At 63.1% G+C, this 13,789-nt stretch carries 15 protein-coding genes; 7 read left to right on the top strand and 8 right to left on the bottom strand.

Annotated elements, in window-relative coordinates; genetic code table 11:
• Positions 1 to 73: 73 nt before the first annotated feature.
• Entirely contained in the window at positions 74 to 754 is a 681-nt protein-coding gene (locus ACP15O_RS02275; RefSeq protein ID WP_425094409.1) for a hypothetical protein, read from the top strand.
• Here ACP15O_RS02275 and ACP15O_RS02270 read toward each other — a convergent pair.
• On the bottom strand, positions 751 to 1,152 hold the full coding sequence (locus ACP15O_RS02270) for a c-type cytochrome (RefSeq protein ID WP_425094408.1): 402 nt from the start codon (positions 1,150 to 1,152) through the stop codon (positions 751 to 753). The two genes, ACP15O_RS02275 and ACP15O_RS02270, sit on opposite strands and share 4 nt — an antisense overlap.
• Before the next feature lie 9 nt (positions 1,153 to 1,161).
• Positions 1,162 to 1,671, bottom strand: a complete 510-nt coding sequence (locus ACP15O_RS02265) for a c-type cytochrome (protein WP_425094407.1) — start codon at positions 1,669 to 1,671, stop codon at positions 1,162 to 1,164.
• A gap of 25 nt (positions 1,672 to 1,696) precedes the next feature.
• Between ACP15O_RS02265 and ACP15O_RS02260 the strand changes: the two genes are divergently transcribed.
• The gene (locus ACP15O_RS02260) at positions 1,697 to 2,107 is read left to right on the top strand and encodes a PaaI family thioesterase (protein ID WP_425094406.1); all 411 of its coding nucleotides are present in this window, start codon (positions 1,697 to 1,699) and stop codon (positions 2,105 to 2,107) included.
• A gap of 10 nt (positions 2,108 to 2,117) precedes the next feature.
• On the top strand, positions 2,118 to 2,561 hold the full coding sequence (locus tag ACP15O_RS02255) for a DMT family transporter (protein WP_425094405.1): 444 nt from the start codon (positions 2,118 to 2,120) through the stop codon (positions 2,559 to 2,561).
• On the opposite strand, the gene ACP15O_RS02250 is transcribed toward ACP15O_RS02255, so the two are convergent.
• The 5 genes from ACP15O_RS02250 to ACP15O_RS02230 form a co-directional block, all read right to left on the bottom strand.
• On the bottom strand, positions 2,558 to 3,241 hold the full coding sequence (locus tag ACP15O_RS02250) for an ABC transporter ATP-binding protein (RefSeq protein WP_425094404.1): 684 nt from the start codon (positions 3,239 to 3,241) through the stop codon (positions 2,558 to 2,560). The genes ACP15O_RS02255 and ACP15O_RS02250 overlap by 4 nt on opposite strands.
• A complete protein-coding gene (locus ACP15O_RS02245) occupies positions 3,234 to 4,520 on the bottom strand; it encodes a lipoprotein-releasing ABC transporter permease subunit (RefSeq protein WP_425094403.1) in 1,287 nt (428 codons plus the stop codon). Before ACP15O_RS02245 ends, ACP15O_RS02250 begins: the two co-directional genes overlap by 8 nt.
• 51 nt (positions 4,521 to 4,571) lie before the next feature.
• Positions 4,572 to 5,081 (bottom strand): DUF2937 family protein, encoded by a 510-nt coding sequence (locus ACP15O_RS02240; protein WP_425094402.1) that lies wholly within the window; start codon positions 5,079 to 5,081, stop codon positions 4,572 to 4,574.
• 118 nt (positions 5,082 to 5,199) lie between these two features.
• A complete protein-coding gene (proS, locus tag ACP15O_RS02235; RefSeq protein ID WP_425094401.1) occupies positions 5,200 to 6,552 on the bottom strand; it encodes a proline--tRNA ligase in 1,353 nt (450 codons plus the stop codon).
• A gap of 242 nt (positions 6,553 to 6,794) precedes the next feature.
• Positions 6,795 to 7,592, bottom strand: a complete 798-nt coding sequence (locus tag ACP15O_RS02230) for a helix-turn-helix transcriptional regulator (RefSeq protein WP_425094400.1) — start codon at positions 7,590 to 7,592, stop codon at positions 6,795 to 6,797.
• A 145-nt stretch (positions 7,593 to 7,737) separates the two neighbouring features.
• On the opposite strand from ACP15O_RS02230, the gene ACP15O_RS02225 reads away from it, so the two are divergent.
• The 4 genes from ACP15O_RS02225 to ppx all read left to right on the top strand — a co-directional run bounded on the left by ACP15O_RS02225 (position 7,738) and on the right by ppx (position 13,365).
• Positions 7,738 to 8,820, top strand: a complete 1,083-nt coding sequence (locus ACP15O_RS02225) for an AI-2E family transporter (RefSeq protein ID WP_425094399.1) — start codon at positions 7,738 to 7,740, stop codon at positions 8,818 to 8,820.
• Entirely contained in the window at positions 8,817 to 9,488 is a 672-nt protein-coding gene (locus ACP15O_RS02220; protein ID WP_425094398.1) for a P-loop NTPase family protein, read from the top strand. The genes ACP15O_RS02225 and ACP15O_RS02220 overlap by 4 nt, the downstream gene beginning before the upstream one ends.
• 105 nt (positions 9,489 to 9,593) lie before the next feature.
• The gene (locus ACP15O_RS02215) at positions 9,594 to 11,768 is read left to right on the top strand and encodes an RNA degradosome polyphosphate kinase (RefSeq protein WP_425094397.1); all 2,175 of its coding nucleotides are present in this window, start codon (positions 9,594 to 9,596) and stop codon (positions 11,766 to 11,768) included.
• A gap of 52 nt (positions 11,769 to 11,820) precedes the next feature.
• Positions 11,821 to 13,365: an exopolyphosphatase gene (gene ppx, locus ACP15O_RS02210; protein ID WP_425094396.1), complete on the top strand. Its 1,545-nt coding sequence runs from the start codon at positions 11,821 to 11,823 to the stop codon at positions 13,363 to 13,365.
• Here the strand turns inward: ppx and ACP15O_RS02205 are convergent, their stop codons facing one another.
• Positions 13,366 to 13,755, bottom strand: coding sequence for a hypothetical protein (locus tag ACP15O_RS02205; protein ID WP_425094395.1), 390 nt, complete (start codon positions 13,753 to 13,755; stop codon positions 13,366 to 13,368). It lies immediately after the preceding gene.
• Positions 13,756 to 13,789: the final 34 nt, after the last annotated feature.

Here is a 13,789-nt window from a genome sequence, read left to right as displayed (position 1 = left end):
CCCCTTCCGGGGTGGGCGTTTTCTTTTGCCCCGCCCCTTGCCAATGCCCTGCCCTGCATGGCCTACTCCCCGCATGTGGCGCGTTTGTTTACTGATTTTCGTGATCCTGGGCGGCTGCGGGCGGCCGCTGACCCCGAATGAGATCGCCTTTGCCGACACGCTGTTCGGCCCGCAGATTGACACGCAGAAGGTGCGGTTCGTGAACGGCCACATGGCCCGCGCCTTTACCGTGCGCTATCAGACCCGCCCGCGCGTCACCTGCATGGAGCGCGTCTTTCCCCCGCCGAAAGAGGAATATTTCACCACCTCGCCCGGCGCGATTGCCGTGTTCAACAAGGTGTTTTTCCGCAAGGACATGTTCCTGCCCGACTATGGCTATGCGGTGCAGGGGCGCGGGAATCTCTATGCTCTGATGCTGTTCGCGCATGAGATGACGCATATCTGGCAATGGCAGAATCGCGACCGCACCGGGTACCACCCTCTCAAGGCCGCGTCCGAGCATAAGCCCGGCCATGATCCCTATCTGTTCGATCTGGACAGCCAGCCGGAATTCCTGTCCTTCCCCTACGAGCAACAGGCCGCAATCGTCGAGGAATACGTCTGCTGTCGCGCCCTGGCGCCGCAGGCCCCGCGTACGCAGCGGCTGCATGGGATGATCGCACGGGAAATGCCGCTGGCGCGGATCGACAGCCTGGTCAAAGACCACGCCTTCGTCCCCTGGAAAGGGGCCAAACAGCGCGGGATTTGCAGTTAGCGCTGGATGGTTTCCAGATAGGTGACCAGCGCCGCCAAGGGCCGCGGCACGGGCGAGAACTCTCCGTCCTGCAGCTGCACAGGCACCGTATCCCCACTGAGCAGCGCCCCGTACTCGGGCATGATCTGATCGCGCCCCTGCATCCGGGTATAGCCATCAATCTGCGACAGCACCTGCGCGGTGGGAAAGACGCCTCCGGCCGCGCGCGTGATGCCCGTCAGGTCCGCCGGGGCTGGCGTCATATCCTGCGCCAAATCCCCATCGCCCTGACCGCTAAGCCCATGGCACATCGCGCAATTTTCAACATAGAGCTTCTGCCCCTCGGAGGGTTCGGGCATGTCCCGAGCCACGCAGGCACCAAGCGCCACAAGGGGCAGGATCATCAGCGTTTTGTGCATGGGAGGCTCCTATTTCTGAATGCCTTGCAGGTAGATCACCAGGTCGGCAATCGCCCGCCCCACCAGAATGGGCTGTCCGGCCTCGGTCTTCAAGGCCGTATCGTCTCCTTCGAAGAACTCACCGTAAACAGGCATCGCGCTGCCGTGGCTGACCAGCGGATCACGCCCATCAATGCGGCGCACCACGCGCACCAGCGGGAAAACCCCGCCATTGTCCGCCCGCAGCTGCGTCAGATCCTTGGGCTGCACCACCAGAGCAGGCGCCATCGGCCCGTCCCCGCCCGCCAGCAACCCGTGGCAGGTGGCGCAATGTTTCAGATACAGCGCCTGCCCCTCTCCGGCATCCTGCGCCTGCACCGCGCCGCCCGCGCCCAGTGCCATCAACCCAGCGAGAATAAACGTCTTCATGATGTTCCTCCTTTTGCGGCCCTTCAGCGCATCGTCGCACAGCGCGCGCCGCCCGGCTTTGATCCGTGTCATGGCCCAAAGGCGCGTGACAAACGCCAGCCGCTTCGCCATGCTGCCCCCAGCGAGGGAGGAAAACATGACGCTGACACCCGAAGACGCGCAGGCGTTTCTGGAGCAAGGCTTTGCGCCCTGGGTCAAGGCGCTGGACCTGACGGTTCAGGGCATCGGGCCGGATCACGCGGTGCTGACCATGCCCAACACCGATCAGCTGGCGCGGATGGATGGCATTGTGTCGGGTCAGGCGCTGGCAGCGATGGCCGACACGTCGATGGTGATCGCCTGCATGGGCCATTTCGGGCAGCTGACCCCTGTGGCCACCACCAATCTGGACACGCAGTTCCTGCGGCCCGGCGTGGGCGAGACGATCCGCTGCGATGCACGGATCGTACGGGCGGGGAAATCGCTGATCTTTGCCCAGGCTACGATGACCGCCCTGCCATTGGACAAGCCCGTCGCCACTGCCACCGCCACGTTTTTCTGCCCCTGAAGGAGCCCCCATGCCCCCCACCACCGCTTATGCTCTGACCATGCTGGCCGCCGGGATCGGCATTCCGCTGCTGGCCGCTTTGAACGCTGCCCTGGGCACCCGGATCGGATCGCCCGTTGCAGCGGCCTCGATCCTGTTTTGCGTGGCGTTCACCGGCAGCATCGTCATCTTGCTGCTGCATGGCACCGAGCCGCTGACCAAGGCCTGGGACGCGCCCAAACATTTGTTCCTGGCCGGGCTGTTCGTGCTGTTCTATGTGCTGTCCGTCACCTTTGTGGCGCCGAAATTCGGGGTCGGGAATGCGGTGTTTTTCGTGCTGCTGGGGCAGTTGATCAGCGCCGCCGCGATTGACCATTTCGGCCTGTTCGGCGCACGGCTTAACCCGCTGAGCCTGAATCGCGCCATCGGAATCGCGCTGATGTCGGCAGGCGTCTATATGGCACAGAAGGCCTAAGCTGGCGTCAGCACGCCCTTCTCCATCCGCAGCACCCGGTCCATCCGGGCGGCCAGTTCCAGGTTATGCGTGGCGATGACCGCGCTGAGCCCGGTCCTCCGCACCAGCGCCATCAGCGCGTCAAACACCTGATCCGAGGTTTCGGGATCCAGATTCCCCGTGGGCTCGTCCGCCAGCAAAAGGCGCGGTTCATTCGCCAGCGCCCGGCACAGGGCCACGCGCTGCTGCTCGCCTCCGGACAGGGCTGCGGGGCGGTGATCGGCCCGCGCTTCTACCCCGACCCGGCACAGCAAATCGGCCGCCCGCGCCTGAGCCTCGGCCCGGCTGATCCCATTGGCCAATTGCGGCAGCATCACGTTTTCCAGCGCGGTGAATTCCGGCAGCAGATGGTGGAATTGATAGACAAACCCCACGTCCTGCCGCCGCACCGCCGTGCGCCTGCGATCCGAGAGCCCCCGCATATCCTGCCCGCAAATCCGCACCTCCCCTGCATCGGGCACATCCAGCAGACCGGCGATATGCAGCAGTGTGGATTTCCCCGCCCCCGAGGGCGCAACCAGCGCCACGGCCTCGCCGGTTTGTACAGTCAGATCAATGGATTGCAGCACCTGCACCGCATTGGGCCGGTCCTTGTTATAGGTCTTGGCGACGCCTTTCAGCTCCAGCACGGGATTATTCATAACGCAGCGCCTCCACCGGGTTCATGCGGGCCGCGCGCCGGGCCGGAAAGATCGTCACGACAAAGCTGAGCGACAGCGACAGCCCCACGGCCGAGACCACATCCCCCAGCCGCAATTGCGCCGGCAGATTGTAAATCCCGCGCACCGACGGATCCCACACGCCGCCCCCCGCAACATAGTTCACAAAGCTGAAAATCGGGTCGATATAGATGGCGAACAGGCAGCCCAGAATGACCCCCATCACCGTGCCGATGACGCCAGTGAAGGCCCCGCATATGAAAAACACGCGCAGCACCGCGCCCTCGGTCAGGCCCATGGTGCGCAGGATGCCGATGTCGCGGCCCTTGTTTTTCACCAGCATGATCAGCCCCGACACAATGTTCATCGAGGCAATCAGCACCAGGATCGACAGGATCACGAACATCACGTTATCCTCGATCTCTAGCGCGCGCAGAAACCCGCCCGAGGCATCGCGCCACGTCCAGATTTGCCCGCGTTCGCCGCTGGCGCGCAGCAGGTCCAGCGCCAGATCGTCTACGTTTTCAGGGTCGCGCACCATGACCTCCAGCTCATCCGCCGCGCCCTCGCGGTTGAAAAACCCCTGCGCGGCCTGAAACGGCATGTAGACGCGGGTGCGGTCAATATCATAGCGCCCGGCGGTGAAGATATAGGTCACGTCATAGGCCACCACGCGCGGGCTGGTGCCGAAGGCGGTTTTCACCCCGTTGGGCGAGATCAGCTTCACCTTATCGCCCACGCTGACACCCAATTCCCGCGCCACCCCCGAGCCAATGGCGATCCCATGGGGGAAATCCTGAATATTGCCCGCATAGTCCTGAGGATTGGCCACCCGCGGGATGGTCTGCAAATCCTCAAAGGCGATGCCGAACACCTCGACCCCGGCGTTGCGGGCGCGGGCGCTGGCCATGACCTGGCCTTTGACCAGAGGCGCCACACGGGTCACGCCCGGCACCGCACGCACATCCTGGGCCATCTGGGCATAGTCGGGCAAAGTGCGGTCGATCTGGCCGGTTTGCGGATCCACGCGGCCCACCGAATAGACCGTCACATGCGCATTGGCCCCTAGGATCGTGTCCACGAACTCGGCCCGAAACCCCGAGCGCACCGCCAGCGTGGCGATCAGCGCGAATACGGCCAGAGTGATGCCGATCAGGCTGATCCAGGTCATGACGCTGACGCCGCCCTCGGCCCGGCGGGCGCGCAGGTAACGCCAGGCGATCATCCATTCGAAACGCGCAAAGGGGGCGGTGGTGCTCATGTGGTGTCCTTTGACTGGCTTGCATCTAACTGAGCGAGCAACGGGCGAAGGTCAAGCCGCCTGTTCGCGCGCCCTGCGCAACGCGCGAAAGGGCCAGCCCAGCCCCGACATCAGCGCTGCGGTCAGGGTCAGCCCCGCCAGAAAGCCCAAAGCGCCAAAACTGGCCCCGGCGAAATTGGTGGGAATAGCTGGCCGATAGGCCTGCCAGGTGCGCGCGGCGGTTTGCGCATCGTTGAACCGGGCGGCGTGATAGGCCCTCATGAAGGGCCCCGCCGATTGCAGCGTTTGCAGATCGGCCGAAAGCTGCGCATGGCGGGTGAAAACGTGCTCCATATCCATGCGACGGTGGGTGACGAATTCGGAACCGACCATCTGCGCCAGCGCCTGATCCCGGCTAAGCCCGCTGGCCTGAGCCGAGGCGTCGAAATCCTGCACCACCGCAGCCAGGGCATCCACGGCACCGCCCAGACGTTGGGTATATTGTTGAGAAAACTCGGGAAATTGCGCAGCAGCGCCTGCCCCGGCCAGCCCGCCGGCGAGTGTGATGGCTTTGAGGATCATGCTCTGGCCCCGTTTGTTTGGGGCAGTATAGCACTGAAATACGCCCGCCCCCAGCGGTGTGTGAACCGAAGGGGCGAGCAGGAGTATTTTGATCAGAAAGAAGCGGAATGGGGGGCTGTCAGAGCCCGTGCACCCGGTGGGGGGCGTAGATTTGCGCGACTTTTTCGATGGCCTGTTCGGGCGGGAGTTCCTGGGAGGTGCCGGTCCGGCGGCAAGTGAGTTCCACCACGCCGTTTTTCAGCCCGCGCGGGCCGACGGTGATGCGCCAGGGCAGGCCGATCAGATCCATTGTGGCGAATTTGCCGCCGGCGCGTTCCTTGCGATCGTCATAGAGCGGATCGAGCCCGAGGGCGGTGAAGCTGTTATAGAGCGCCTCGCAGGCGGCATCGGCTTCGGTGTCGCCTTGTTTGAGGTTAACGATGCCGACGTGGAAGGGGGTCACGCCTTCGGGCCAGATGATGCCGTTATCGTCGTGGCTGGCCTCGATGATGGCGCCAATGAGGCGCGAGACACCGATGCCGTGGCTGCCCATGTGGACGGGGGTGGGTTTGCCATCGGGGCCCTGGACGGTTGCGCCCATGGGTTCGGAATATTTGGTGCCGAAATAGAAGATCTGCCCCACCTCGATGCCGCGGGCGGTGCGCTGGCGGTCCTGGGGGATTTCAGCGAACAGCGCCGCGTCATGGGTTTCGTCGGTGCGGGCGTATTTGGTGGTGAATTCTTCCAGAATCGACTGGCATTGCGCCACATCGTCATAGTCGATGTCCCGATCACCAAAAGTCAGGTCGGTGACGGCGCTGTCATAGAAGACCTCGGATTCGCCGGTTTCGGCCAGCACCAGGAATTCGTGGGTATAGTCGCCCCCAATCGGGCCGCCATCGGCGCGCATCGGGATCGCCTGAAGCCCCATGCGTTCATAGGTGCGCAGGTAGCTGACCAGGTGGCGGTTATAGGCGTGCAGCGCGTCCTCTTTGGTGAGGTCGAAGTTATAGCCGTCTTTCATCAGGAATTCGCGGCCGCGCATCACGCCGAAACGGGGGCGGATTTCATCGCGGAATTTCCACTGGATATGATAGAGCGTCATCGGCAGGTCTTTGTAGCTGCCGACGTGGCTGCGGAAAATGTCGGTGATCATTTCCTCGTTGGTGGGGCCGAACAGCATGTCGCGATTGTGACGGTCGGTGATGCGCAGCATTTCCTCGCCGTAATCATCATAGCGGCCGGATTCGCGCCACAGATCGGCCGATTGCAGCGTCGGCATCAGCATCGGAATATGGCCCGCGCGGATCTGTTCTTCGTGCACGATGTTTTCCAGCTTGCGCAGCACCCTGAAGCCCAGGGGCAGCCAGGAATAGATTCCGGCGGACTGTTGCTTGATCATGCCGGCGCGCAGCATCAGGCGGTGGCTGACGATCTGCGCCTCGGATGGGTTTTCTTTCAAAACAGGCAGGAAATAGCGCGACAGACGCATGAAGTGGCCCCTTTGGGAAATTGGCGGTTCCTATGGGGTTTAGAAGAGGATGGCCCCGCAGACAAGCCATGCTGAACAGAGGACGGGCAGAGCCAATATGCCCTGCCCGACCCGTTGGGATTTGCGGCCTATATGGGGTAGGCTGCGGTTCCTCCCGCTGCGCACTGCCGACGCGACACGGGGCACTCACGGAACAAATCCGGTATCTGCGCAATTCCGGCGCGCGGCCAGTGCGGGAATCCTCACTGTAAGTTTTGCCAGCTGCTGGTGAACAACTGGTTCAGAAACGCCGCCTTCACCACGGCCTGAGCCGTGGTTTCCACGCCCAGTTCGTCGCGGGCGCGGCGCAGGTATTTTTCCACCGTGGACAGCGCCAGCCCAGTCAGCACGGTGATGTCCTGCAAGGTTTTGCCATCCGCGATCCAGCACAGGATTTCGCGCTGGCGCTCGGTCAGGTGCAGGCCGGGCACAGGCAGGGGCAGCTGCGACAGCTTGAAATGTCCCATCGTCGCGATTGCCATGATTTTCTGCCCATGTTCGGCCCAATGGGCGTCGGCCTGCGCCTGGGTGATGCCATCGGCACAGCCCATCCCCATCGCGCCCTTTGAACGCGGCGCCCCGTCCGGAAAGCTGATCGAATACCCCGCCCGCCGCCGCGCCGCGCCCAGAGCATCCATCGCGGCGCATTCCTCGGGGCTCAGCCGTCCGGCAGCGCGCTCTTTGCGCGTCCAGTCCCAGGGGCAGGCCCCCACATTTTCCCGCACCCAGCGGAAATCGGCGGATTTCAGATAAAGCCCGCTGTCGTGGAATTCCTTCACCTTCCGGGGCGAGTGCGTGGACAGGAAAAACGCATCGTCCGCCGGCCCGATCGAGCGCCCCACCCGGTAGCGCGTATAGCCATAGTTCACCCGTTCGAAACCGAACTTTCCCAGCGCCTGCACGGTCCGGTTCCAGGCGCATTCCACCGTTTTGGCGGCGGCAATCCGATTGATAACCGAAAGAGATTCGGCATCCGTAAGGCTTTGAAATGTTTTGATCATAAAGTACTCGTGAAACACGTTAGAGCACATTCCTACGCCCGCCCGGCCGTTTTGTCGATAAGATCAGGCGGCAATCGGGGCGGAAACGGGTTGCACAATGGCGCGCAAGCCCCGACATAATGGCGCAAAGCAAACAGGAGACAACATGGCCCTTCCGGTCCGCGATCAGGTAAAATACTGGGGTGCCGCCACTGCGGTTTTCCTGGTGGTGTTGTGGTATCTGGGCGATGTGATCCTGCCCTTCGTGCTGGGCGGCGCCGTGGCCTATTTTCTGGATCCGGTCGCCGACCGTCTGGAAAGGATGGGCTTTTCCCGCGCCGCGGCCACCGCGACGATCACCATTATCGGCTCGATCGTGTTTGTCGCGCTGATGCTGCTGGTCGTGCCCAGCCTGATCGAGCAGGCCCTGGCCCTGTTCAATGTCATCCCCAAGGTCTTTGACGATCTGCGCAATTTCCTGACCACGCGGTTCCCCGACCTTCTGGACAGCAGCTCGACCCTGCACCAGTCGCTGAAAACCGTGGGCGAGACCATTCAGGACAAGGGCGGAGAGTTGCTGCAAGCGATCTTCAGCTCGGCCATGTCGATCATCAACGTGGTGATGCTGCTGGTGATCGTGCCGGTGGTGGCATTCTACCTGCTGTATGACTGGGACAATATGGTCGCCAAGATCGACGACATGCTGCCGCGCGATCATGCGCCGGTGGTGCGCCAGCTGGCATCCGAGATTGACCAGACCCTGGCCAGTTTCATTCGCGGCATGGGGACGGTCTGTCTGGTGCTGGGCACTTATTATGCCGTGGCGCTGATGCTGGTGGGGCTGCAATTCGGGCTGGTTGTCGGCTTTGTTGCGGGCGCGCTGACATTTATCCCCTATGTGGGGGCTTTCGTGGGCGGCGCGCTGGCCATCGGGCTGGGGCTGTTTCAGTTCTGGGGCGATTGGCTGTCTTTGGGGCTGGTGGGCGGCGTTTTCGTGCTGGGCCAGGTGATCGAGGGCAACGTGCTGACCCCCAAGCTGGTGGGCAGCTCGGTCGGGTTGCACCCGGTCTGGCTGATCTTTGCCCTGTCGGTCTTCGGCACGCTGTTTGGCTTTGTCGGGATGCTGGTTGCCGTGCCGGTGGCCGCCGCGCTGGGGGTGATCGCCCGGTTCCTGATCGCAAACTACAAGGACAGCCGCCTGTACAAAGGCCTGTCAGAGAAGGCCTCGGATAAGGCGCAGGACGAATGAGCACACAGCTGAGCTTTGATCTGCCCGTGCGTCCGGCGCTGGGGCGCGAGGCGTTTTTTGTCTCGCCCGCCAATGCGATGGCCGTGGTGATGATTGAAAACTGGGATCAATGGGCCGGGCGCAAGCTGGCGCTGATCGGGCCCGGCGGCGCGGGCAAAACTCATCTGGCGCATGTCTGGGCCGCCGCCAGCGGCGCGCGGATCGTTCCCGCCTGTGATCTGCCCGGTGCCGATATTCCCGCCCTGGCGCAAAGCCCCATCGCAATCGAGGACGTGCCCGCCATCGCCGGCAACCGCCCCGCCGAAGAGGCTCTGTTCCACCTGCACAATCTGGTTCTGGCCGAGGGGCGCCACCTGCTGGTGACCGCCGACAAACCCGTGCTGACCTGGGGGCTGAGCCTGCCCGATCTGCTGTCGCGGATGCAGGGCACGCAATCGGTGACGCTGGAACAGCCCGACGATCAGCTGCTGACGGCCGTGGTGGCCAAGATGTTTGCCGATCGTCAGCTGATGCCCTCGCCCGAAACCATTGCCTATATGGTCTCGCATATGGATCGCAGTTTCGATGCGGCGGGCGATCTGGTGGCCCGCATTGACCGCGCCGCGCTGGAGCAAAAACGCCCCGTCAATCGCGGCCTGGCCATCGAAGTGATGAAGAGCGCGCTCTAACCTGCGGCGCCGGGCACAATCGCGGGGCGAACTCTGGACATTCCGCCGCCAGGGGCGCAGATTTGCTGTCATTCCCGCGTCACACGAAAACAGCATAAGCCGCGCATGACCCAAGCAGATTTCCTTAAGGCCCCTTTCGCCGACCCGATCGAAATTCCCAACCTGGACCCCACCGGGCCGGGCCGTTTCTATAACCGCGAGCTCAGCTGGCTGGGCTTCAACTGGCGGGTTCTGGAAGAGGCGGAAAACAAGCGCGTACCGCTGCTGGAACGGGTGCGTTTCGTGTCGATCTCGGCCACCAACCTGGATGAGTTTTATACCGTCCGCGTCGCCGGCCTGCGCGAGCTGGCCCGCGCCGGCAACACCAGCCCCGCCCAGGACGGGCTGACCCCGGCCGAGCAGCTGGTTCTGATCAACGAGGACGCGCGCCGCCTGATGGCCGCCCAGCAGAAGACATTCACCGAGCTGCGCCGGGAAATGGCCGCCGAAAACATCGAAATCCTGACCCGCGCCGATGTGCCCGCGGATGAAAAACCCTATCTTCTGGATATTTTCCTGAACAGGGTTTTTCCCGTGCTCTCGCCGCTGGCGGTGGATCCTGCGCATCCTTTTCCGTTCATTCCGAACACCGGCTTCAGCCTGGCCCTGCAACTGGAACGGCGCCGGGACAAGCGAATGCTGATGGCTCTGCTGCCGATCCCGCAACAGATCGACCGCTTTGTCGCCCTGCCCGAACAAAACGGCAGCCACCGTTTTGTTCCGCTCGAAGAGCTGCTGCTGCTGTTCATCGACAAGATGTTCCCCGGCTATAACATGGTCGGCAACTGCACCTTCCGCGTGCTGCGCGACAGCGATCTGGAGGTCGAGGAAGAGGCCGAAGACCTGGTGCGCGAATTCGAGGTCGCCCTGAAACGGCGCCGCCGCGGCGAGGTAGTGCGGATGAAAATCTCGGCCGGGGCGCCTGAGGCGCTGAAATCGGTGATCATGCGCGAATTGCACGTCACGCCCTCGGAAATCGTGGAAATCGACGGGATGATCGGCATCGCGGATGTGAAGGAACTGGTGCTGGACGCCCGCCCCGATCTGCTGTGGCCCAATTTCACGCCGCGCGTGCCCGAACGGGTGCAGGACCACGACGGCGACATGTTCGAAGCGATCAAGCAAAAGGACATGCTGCTGCACCACCCCTATGAAACCTTCGATATGGTGGTGCGTTTCCTGCAACAGGCCGCGCGCGATCCCGATGTGGTGGCGATCAAGCAGACGCTGTACCGGACCTCGCAGAAATCCCCCATCGTCGAGGCCCTGTGCGAGGCCGCCGAGGATGGCAAATCCGTCACCGCCCTGGTCGAGCTGAAGGCCCGTTTCGACGAGGCCGCCAATATCCGCCAGTCGCGGCGGCTGGAGCGGTCAGGCGCGCATGTGGTCTATGGGTTCGTCGATTGGAAAACCCACGCCAAGATCTCGACCGTGGTGCGCCGCGAAGGCGACAGGCTGGTCACCTACACCCATTACGGCACCGGCAATTACCACCCGATCACGGCGAAAATCTACACGGACCTGAGCTTCTTCACCTGCGATGCGGCGCTGGGGCGCGATGCCACCAAGGTGTTCAACTACCTGTCCGGCTACATCGAACCCGAAGGGCTGGAGAACCTCTCGCTCTCGCCCAGCGGGATGAAAAAACGCCTGCTGGAGGGGTTCGAACAAGAGGCCGAGCACGCCCGCGCCGGCCGTCCTGCGGAAATCTGGGCCAAGATGAATTCGCTCATAGACCCGGAAATCATCGACGGGCTGTATAAGGCCAGCCAGGCGGGGGTAAAGGTCAGCCTGGTCATCCGTGGCATCTGCGGGCTGCGCCCCGGCATCAAGGGCCTGTCGGAAAATATCCGCGTGAAATCCATCGTGGGGCGCTATCTGGAACATTCGCGCATCGTCTGTTTCGGCAATGGCCACGGCCTGCCCAGCAAAAAGGCGCGCGTCTATATCAGCTCGGCCGACTGGATGGGGCGGAACCTGAACCGGCGCATCGAAACCCTGGTGGAAATCCTGAACCCCACGGTCAAAGCGCAGATCGTCAGCCAGATCATGGCGGCCAACATGGCCGATGTGGCGCAAAGCTGGGTGATGCGCCCCGATGGCCATTTCGACCGCGCCACCTGGGACGAGGGCGAATTTGCCTTCAACTGCCACCGTTTTTTCATGGAGTATCCCTCGCTGTCCGGGCGCGGATCCGCCGGGGCCAAGGACGTTCCCAAGTTGACCCACACCGACGATTGACCTAACTGCTGCGCCTGACGCATCCTTGGGCTGGAAGTACAGGAAGGTTTACATGAACGACTCGCCCCGCATGACCCCGACAGACTGGGGCCCATTCGGTCGTCCACTGTTCAATGATCCCTCGTCCAAGGCGCTGTCGCGTGTTGGCGTGGTCGATGTCGGGTCGAACTCGGTCCGGCTGGTGGTGTTCGACGGGGCGGCGCGCAGCCCGGCCTATTTCTACAACGAGAAAATCATGTGCGCCCTGGGCGAAGGCCTGGGCGAGACCGGCCAACTGAGCCCCGAGGGCCGCCGCCGCGCCCTGTCCGCCCTGCGCCGGTTCCAGAAACTGGCCGACGGGCTGGGCATTCAACCGCTGACCACAGTGGCCACCGCCGCCGTCCGCGAGGCCTCGGATGGTCCCGATTTCGTGACCGAGGTCGCCCGCGAAACCGGGCTGAAAATCCACGTCATCGACGGCCAGGAAGAGGCCCGCCTGTCCGCCCAAGGCGTTCTGCTGGGCTGGCCGGGCTCTTACGGGCTGGTCTGCGACATCGGCGGCTCCTCGATGGAGCTGGCGGAAATCGGCGGCGGGCAGGTCGGCAAATGCGTCACCTCGGCGCTGGGTCCGCTGAAACTGCGCAACATGAAGGGCGGCAAAAAGGCCCGCAAGCAGTTCATCAAGGACACCGTGGCCCAATTGGCCGAAACCATGGGGCAGCAGCGCAACCGCCTGTTCCTGGTCGGCGGCTCTTGGCGGGCGATCGCGCGGATCGACATGCACCGGCGCGGCTATCCGCTGCATGTGCTGCATGAATACCGCATGACCTCGAAGGCGATTGACGCCACGATCCGCCATACCAACGAAAGCGACCCCACCGAGCTGCGCCAGAAATGCGGCGTGTCCTCGAACCGGATGGCGCTGGTGCCCTATGCCTGCGAGGTGCTCAAAGAGGTGGTGCGCACCTTCCGCCCGCATGACATTGCCGTCTCCAGCTATGGCATCCGCGAGGGGATGCTATACGAGCAGATGCCGCAAAAGCTGCGTGACCGCGATCCGCTGATCGAATCGTGCTATTTCGCGGAAAACAAAGACGCCCGCCTGCCCGGTTTCGGCAAATCGCTCTATCATTTCATCCTGCCGCTGTTCAGCAGCGCGCCGCTGGAGCGCAAACGCCTGATCAAGGCCGCCTGCCTGCTGCACGATGTCAGCTGGCGCGCCCATCCCGATTACCGGGCCGAGGTCTGCTTTGACAACGCCACCCGCGCCAATCTGGGCGGGCTGAAACATTCCGAGCGGGTGTTCTTGGGGCTGGCGCTGCTGCACCGCTATAAAAATTCGCGCGCGGGCACGTCCTTCGAACCGATTTTCGGCCTGATTGACGAAAAATCGCAAAAACAGGCGGAAATTCTGGGCAAGGCGATGCGGTTTGGCGCGATGATGTGGCTACAGGCCGAACAGCCGCTGGGTCAGCTGAAGTGGAAACCCAAGCTCAAAGAGCTGACCCTGGTCCTGTCCAATGACGCCGCCCCCCTGTTCGGCGAGGTCGCCGCCGCGCGGTTCCGGTCTCTGGCCATGTCGCTGGAGGCCGAAACCGAGGTCCGGATCAAAGGGTGATCACAGCTCAACCTCGCCTTCGGGGCCAGGCTGCGGAATGGATTGCGGGGGCTGGGGCGGCGCGGGCTGTTTGCGGCGCATGATGATGTCCCCGTTGGGCAGCATTTCCGGCGGGTGATACAGCGTCAGATCATCCACCTTTTTCAGCACCTCGGCCAGCGCGGGGCCCATCTCGCGCACGAATTGGCGCATCGCCGGTTCCATCGTGTCGGCAAAGGCGCGCAGATCGTCCATCGCGGGCTCCATCTCCTGCATGATGCCGCGCATGAACAGCTTGGCGCCCTCCTCCATCAGGGAAAACCCCTCGTCCTCATCCGTGGCAAGATCGCTGGCCAGCGCGGGCGCAACGATCAGGCTGGCAGCAGCAAGAGAAGCAACAATCCGTTTCATTCCCCCAATATAGCCGGTTTTCGTTGCAGTTTTA

The sequence above is a fragment of the Youngimonas ophiurae (nom. illeg.) genome, assembly GCF_049803795.1.
Taxonomy (GTDB): Bacteria; Pseudomonadota; Alphaproteobacteria; order Rhodobacterales; family Rhodobacteraceae; genus Thalassobius.
The sequence above is the reverse complement of the archived record's forward strand: the minus strand, read 5'-3'. Positions and strand labels throughout refer to the sequence as shown.

What these genes read in the sequence shown, in the direction of transcription:
- ACP15O_RS02275 (WP_425094409.1), top strand. Translation starts at nt 74, where the DNA reads ATGTGGCGCGTTTGTTTACTGATTTTCGTGATCCTGGGCGGCTGCGGG.
- ACP15O_RS02270 (WP_425094408.1), bottom strand. Translation starts at nt 1,152, where the DNA reads ATGCACAAAACGCTGATGATCCTGCCCCTTGTGGCGCTTGGTGCCTGC.
- ACP15O_RS02265 (WP_425094407.1), bottom strand. Translation starts at nt 1,671, where the DNA reads ATGGCGAAGCGGCTGGCGTTTGTCACGCGCCTTTGGGCCATGACACGG.
- ACP15O_RS02260 (WP_425094406.1), top strand. Translation starts at nt 1,697, where the DNA reads ATGACGCTGACACCCGAAGACGCGCAGGCGTTTCTGGAGCAAGGCTTT.
- ACP15O_RS02255 (WP_425094405.1), top strand. Translation starts at nt 2,118, where the DNA reads ATGCCCCCCACCACCGCTTATGCTCTGACCATGCTGGCCGCCGGGATC.
- ACP15O_RS02250 (WP_425094404.1), bottom strand. Translation starts at nt 3,241, where the DNA reads ATGAATAATCCCGTGCTGGAGCTGAAAGGCGTCGCCAAGACCTATAAC.
- ACP15O_RS02245 (WP_425094403.1), bottom strand. Translation starts at nt 4,520, where the DNA reads ATGAGCACCACCGCCCCCTTTGCGCGTTTCGAATGGATGATCGCCTGG.
- ACP15O_RS02240 (WP_425094402.1), bottom strand. Translation starts at nt 5,081, where the DNA reads ATGATCCTCAAAGCCATCACACTCGCCGGCGGGCTGGCCGGGGCAGGC.
- proS (WP_425094401.1), bottom strand. Translation starts at nt 6,552, where the DNA reads ATGCGTCTGTCGCGCTATTTCCTGCCTGTTTTGAAAGAAAACCCATCC.
- ACP15O_RS02230 (WP_425094400.1), bottom strand. Translation starts at nt 7,592, where the DNA reads ATGATCAAAACATTTCAAAGCCTTACGGATGCCGAATCTCTTTCGGTT.
- ACP15O_RS02225 (WP_425094399.1), top strand. Translation starts at nt 7,738, where the DNA reads ATGGCCCTTCCGGTCCGCGATCAGGTAAAATACTGGGGTGCCGCCACT.
- ACP15O_RS02220 (WP_425094398.1), top strand. Translation starts at nt 8,817, where the DNA reads ATGAGCACACAGCTGAGCTTTGATCTGCCCGTGCGTCCGGCGCTGGGG.
- ACP15O_RS02215 (WP_425094397.1), top strand. Translation starts at nt 9,594, where the DNA reads ATGACCCAAGCAGATTTCCTTAAGGCCCCTTTCGCCGACCCGATCGAA.
- ppx (WP_425094396.1), top strand. Translation starts at nt 11,821, where the DNA reads ATGAACGACTCGCCCCGCATGACCCCGACAGACTGGGGCCCATTCGGT.
- ACP15O_RS02205 (WP_425094395.1), bottom strand. Translation starts at nt 13,755, where the DNA reads ATGAAACGGATTGTTGCTTCTCTTGCTGCTGCCAGCCTGATCGTTGCG.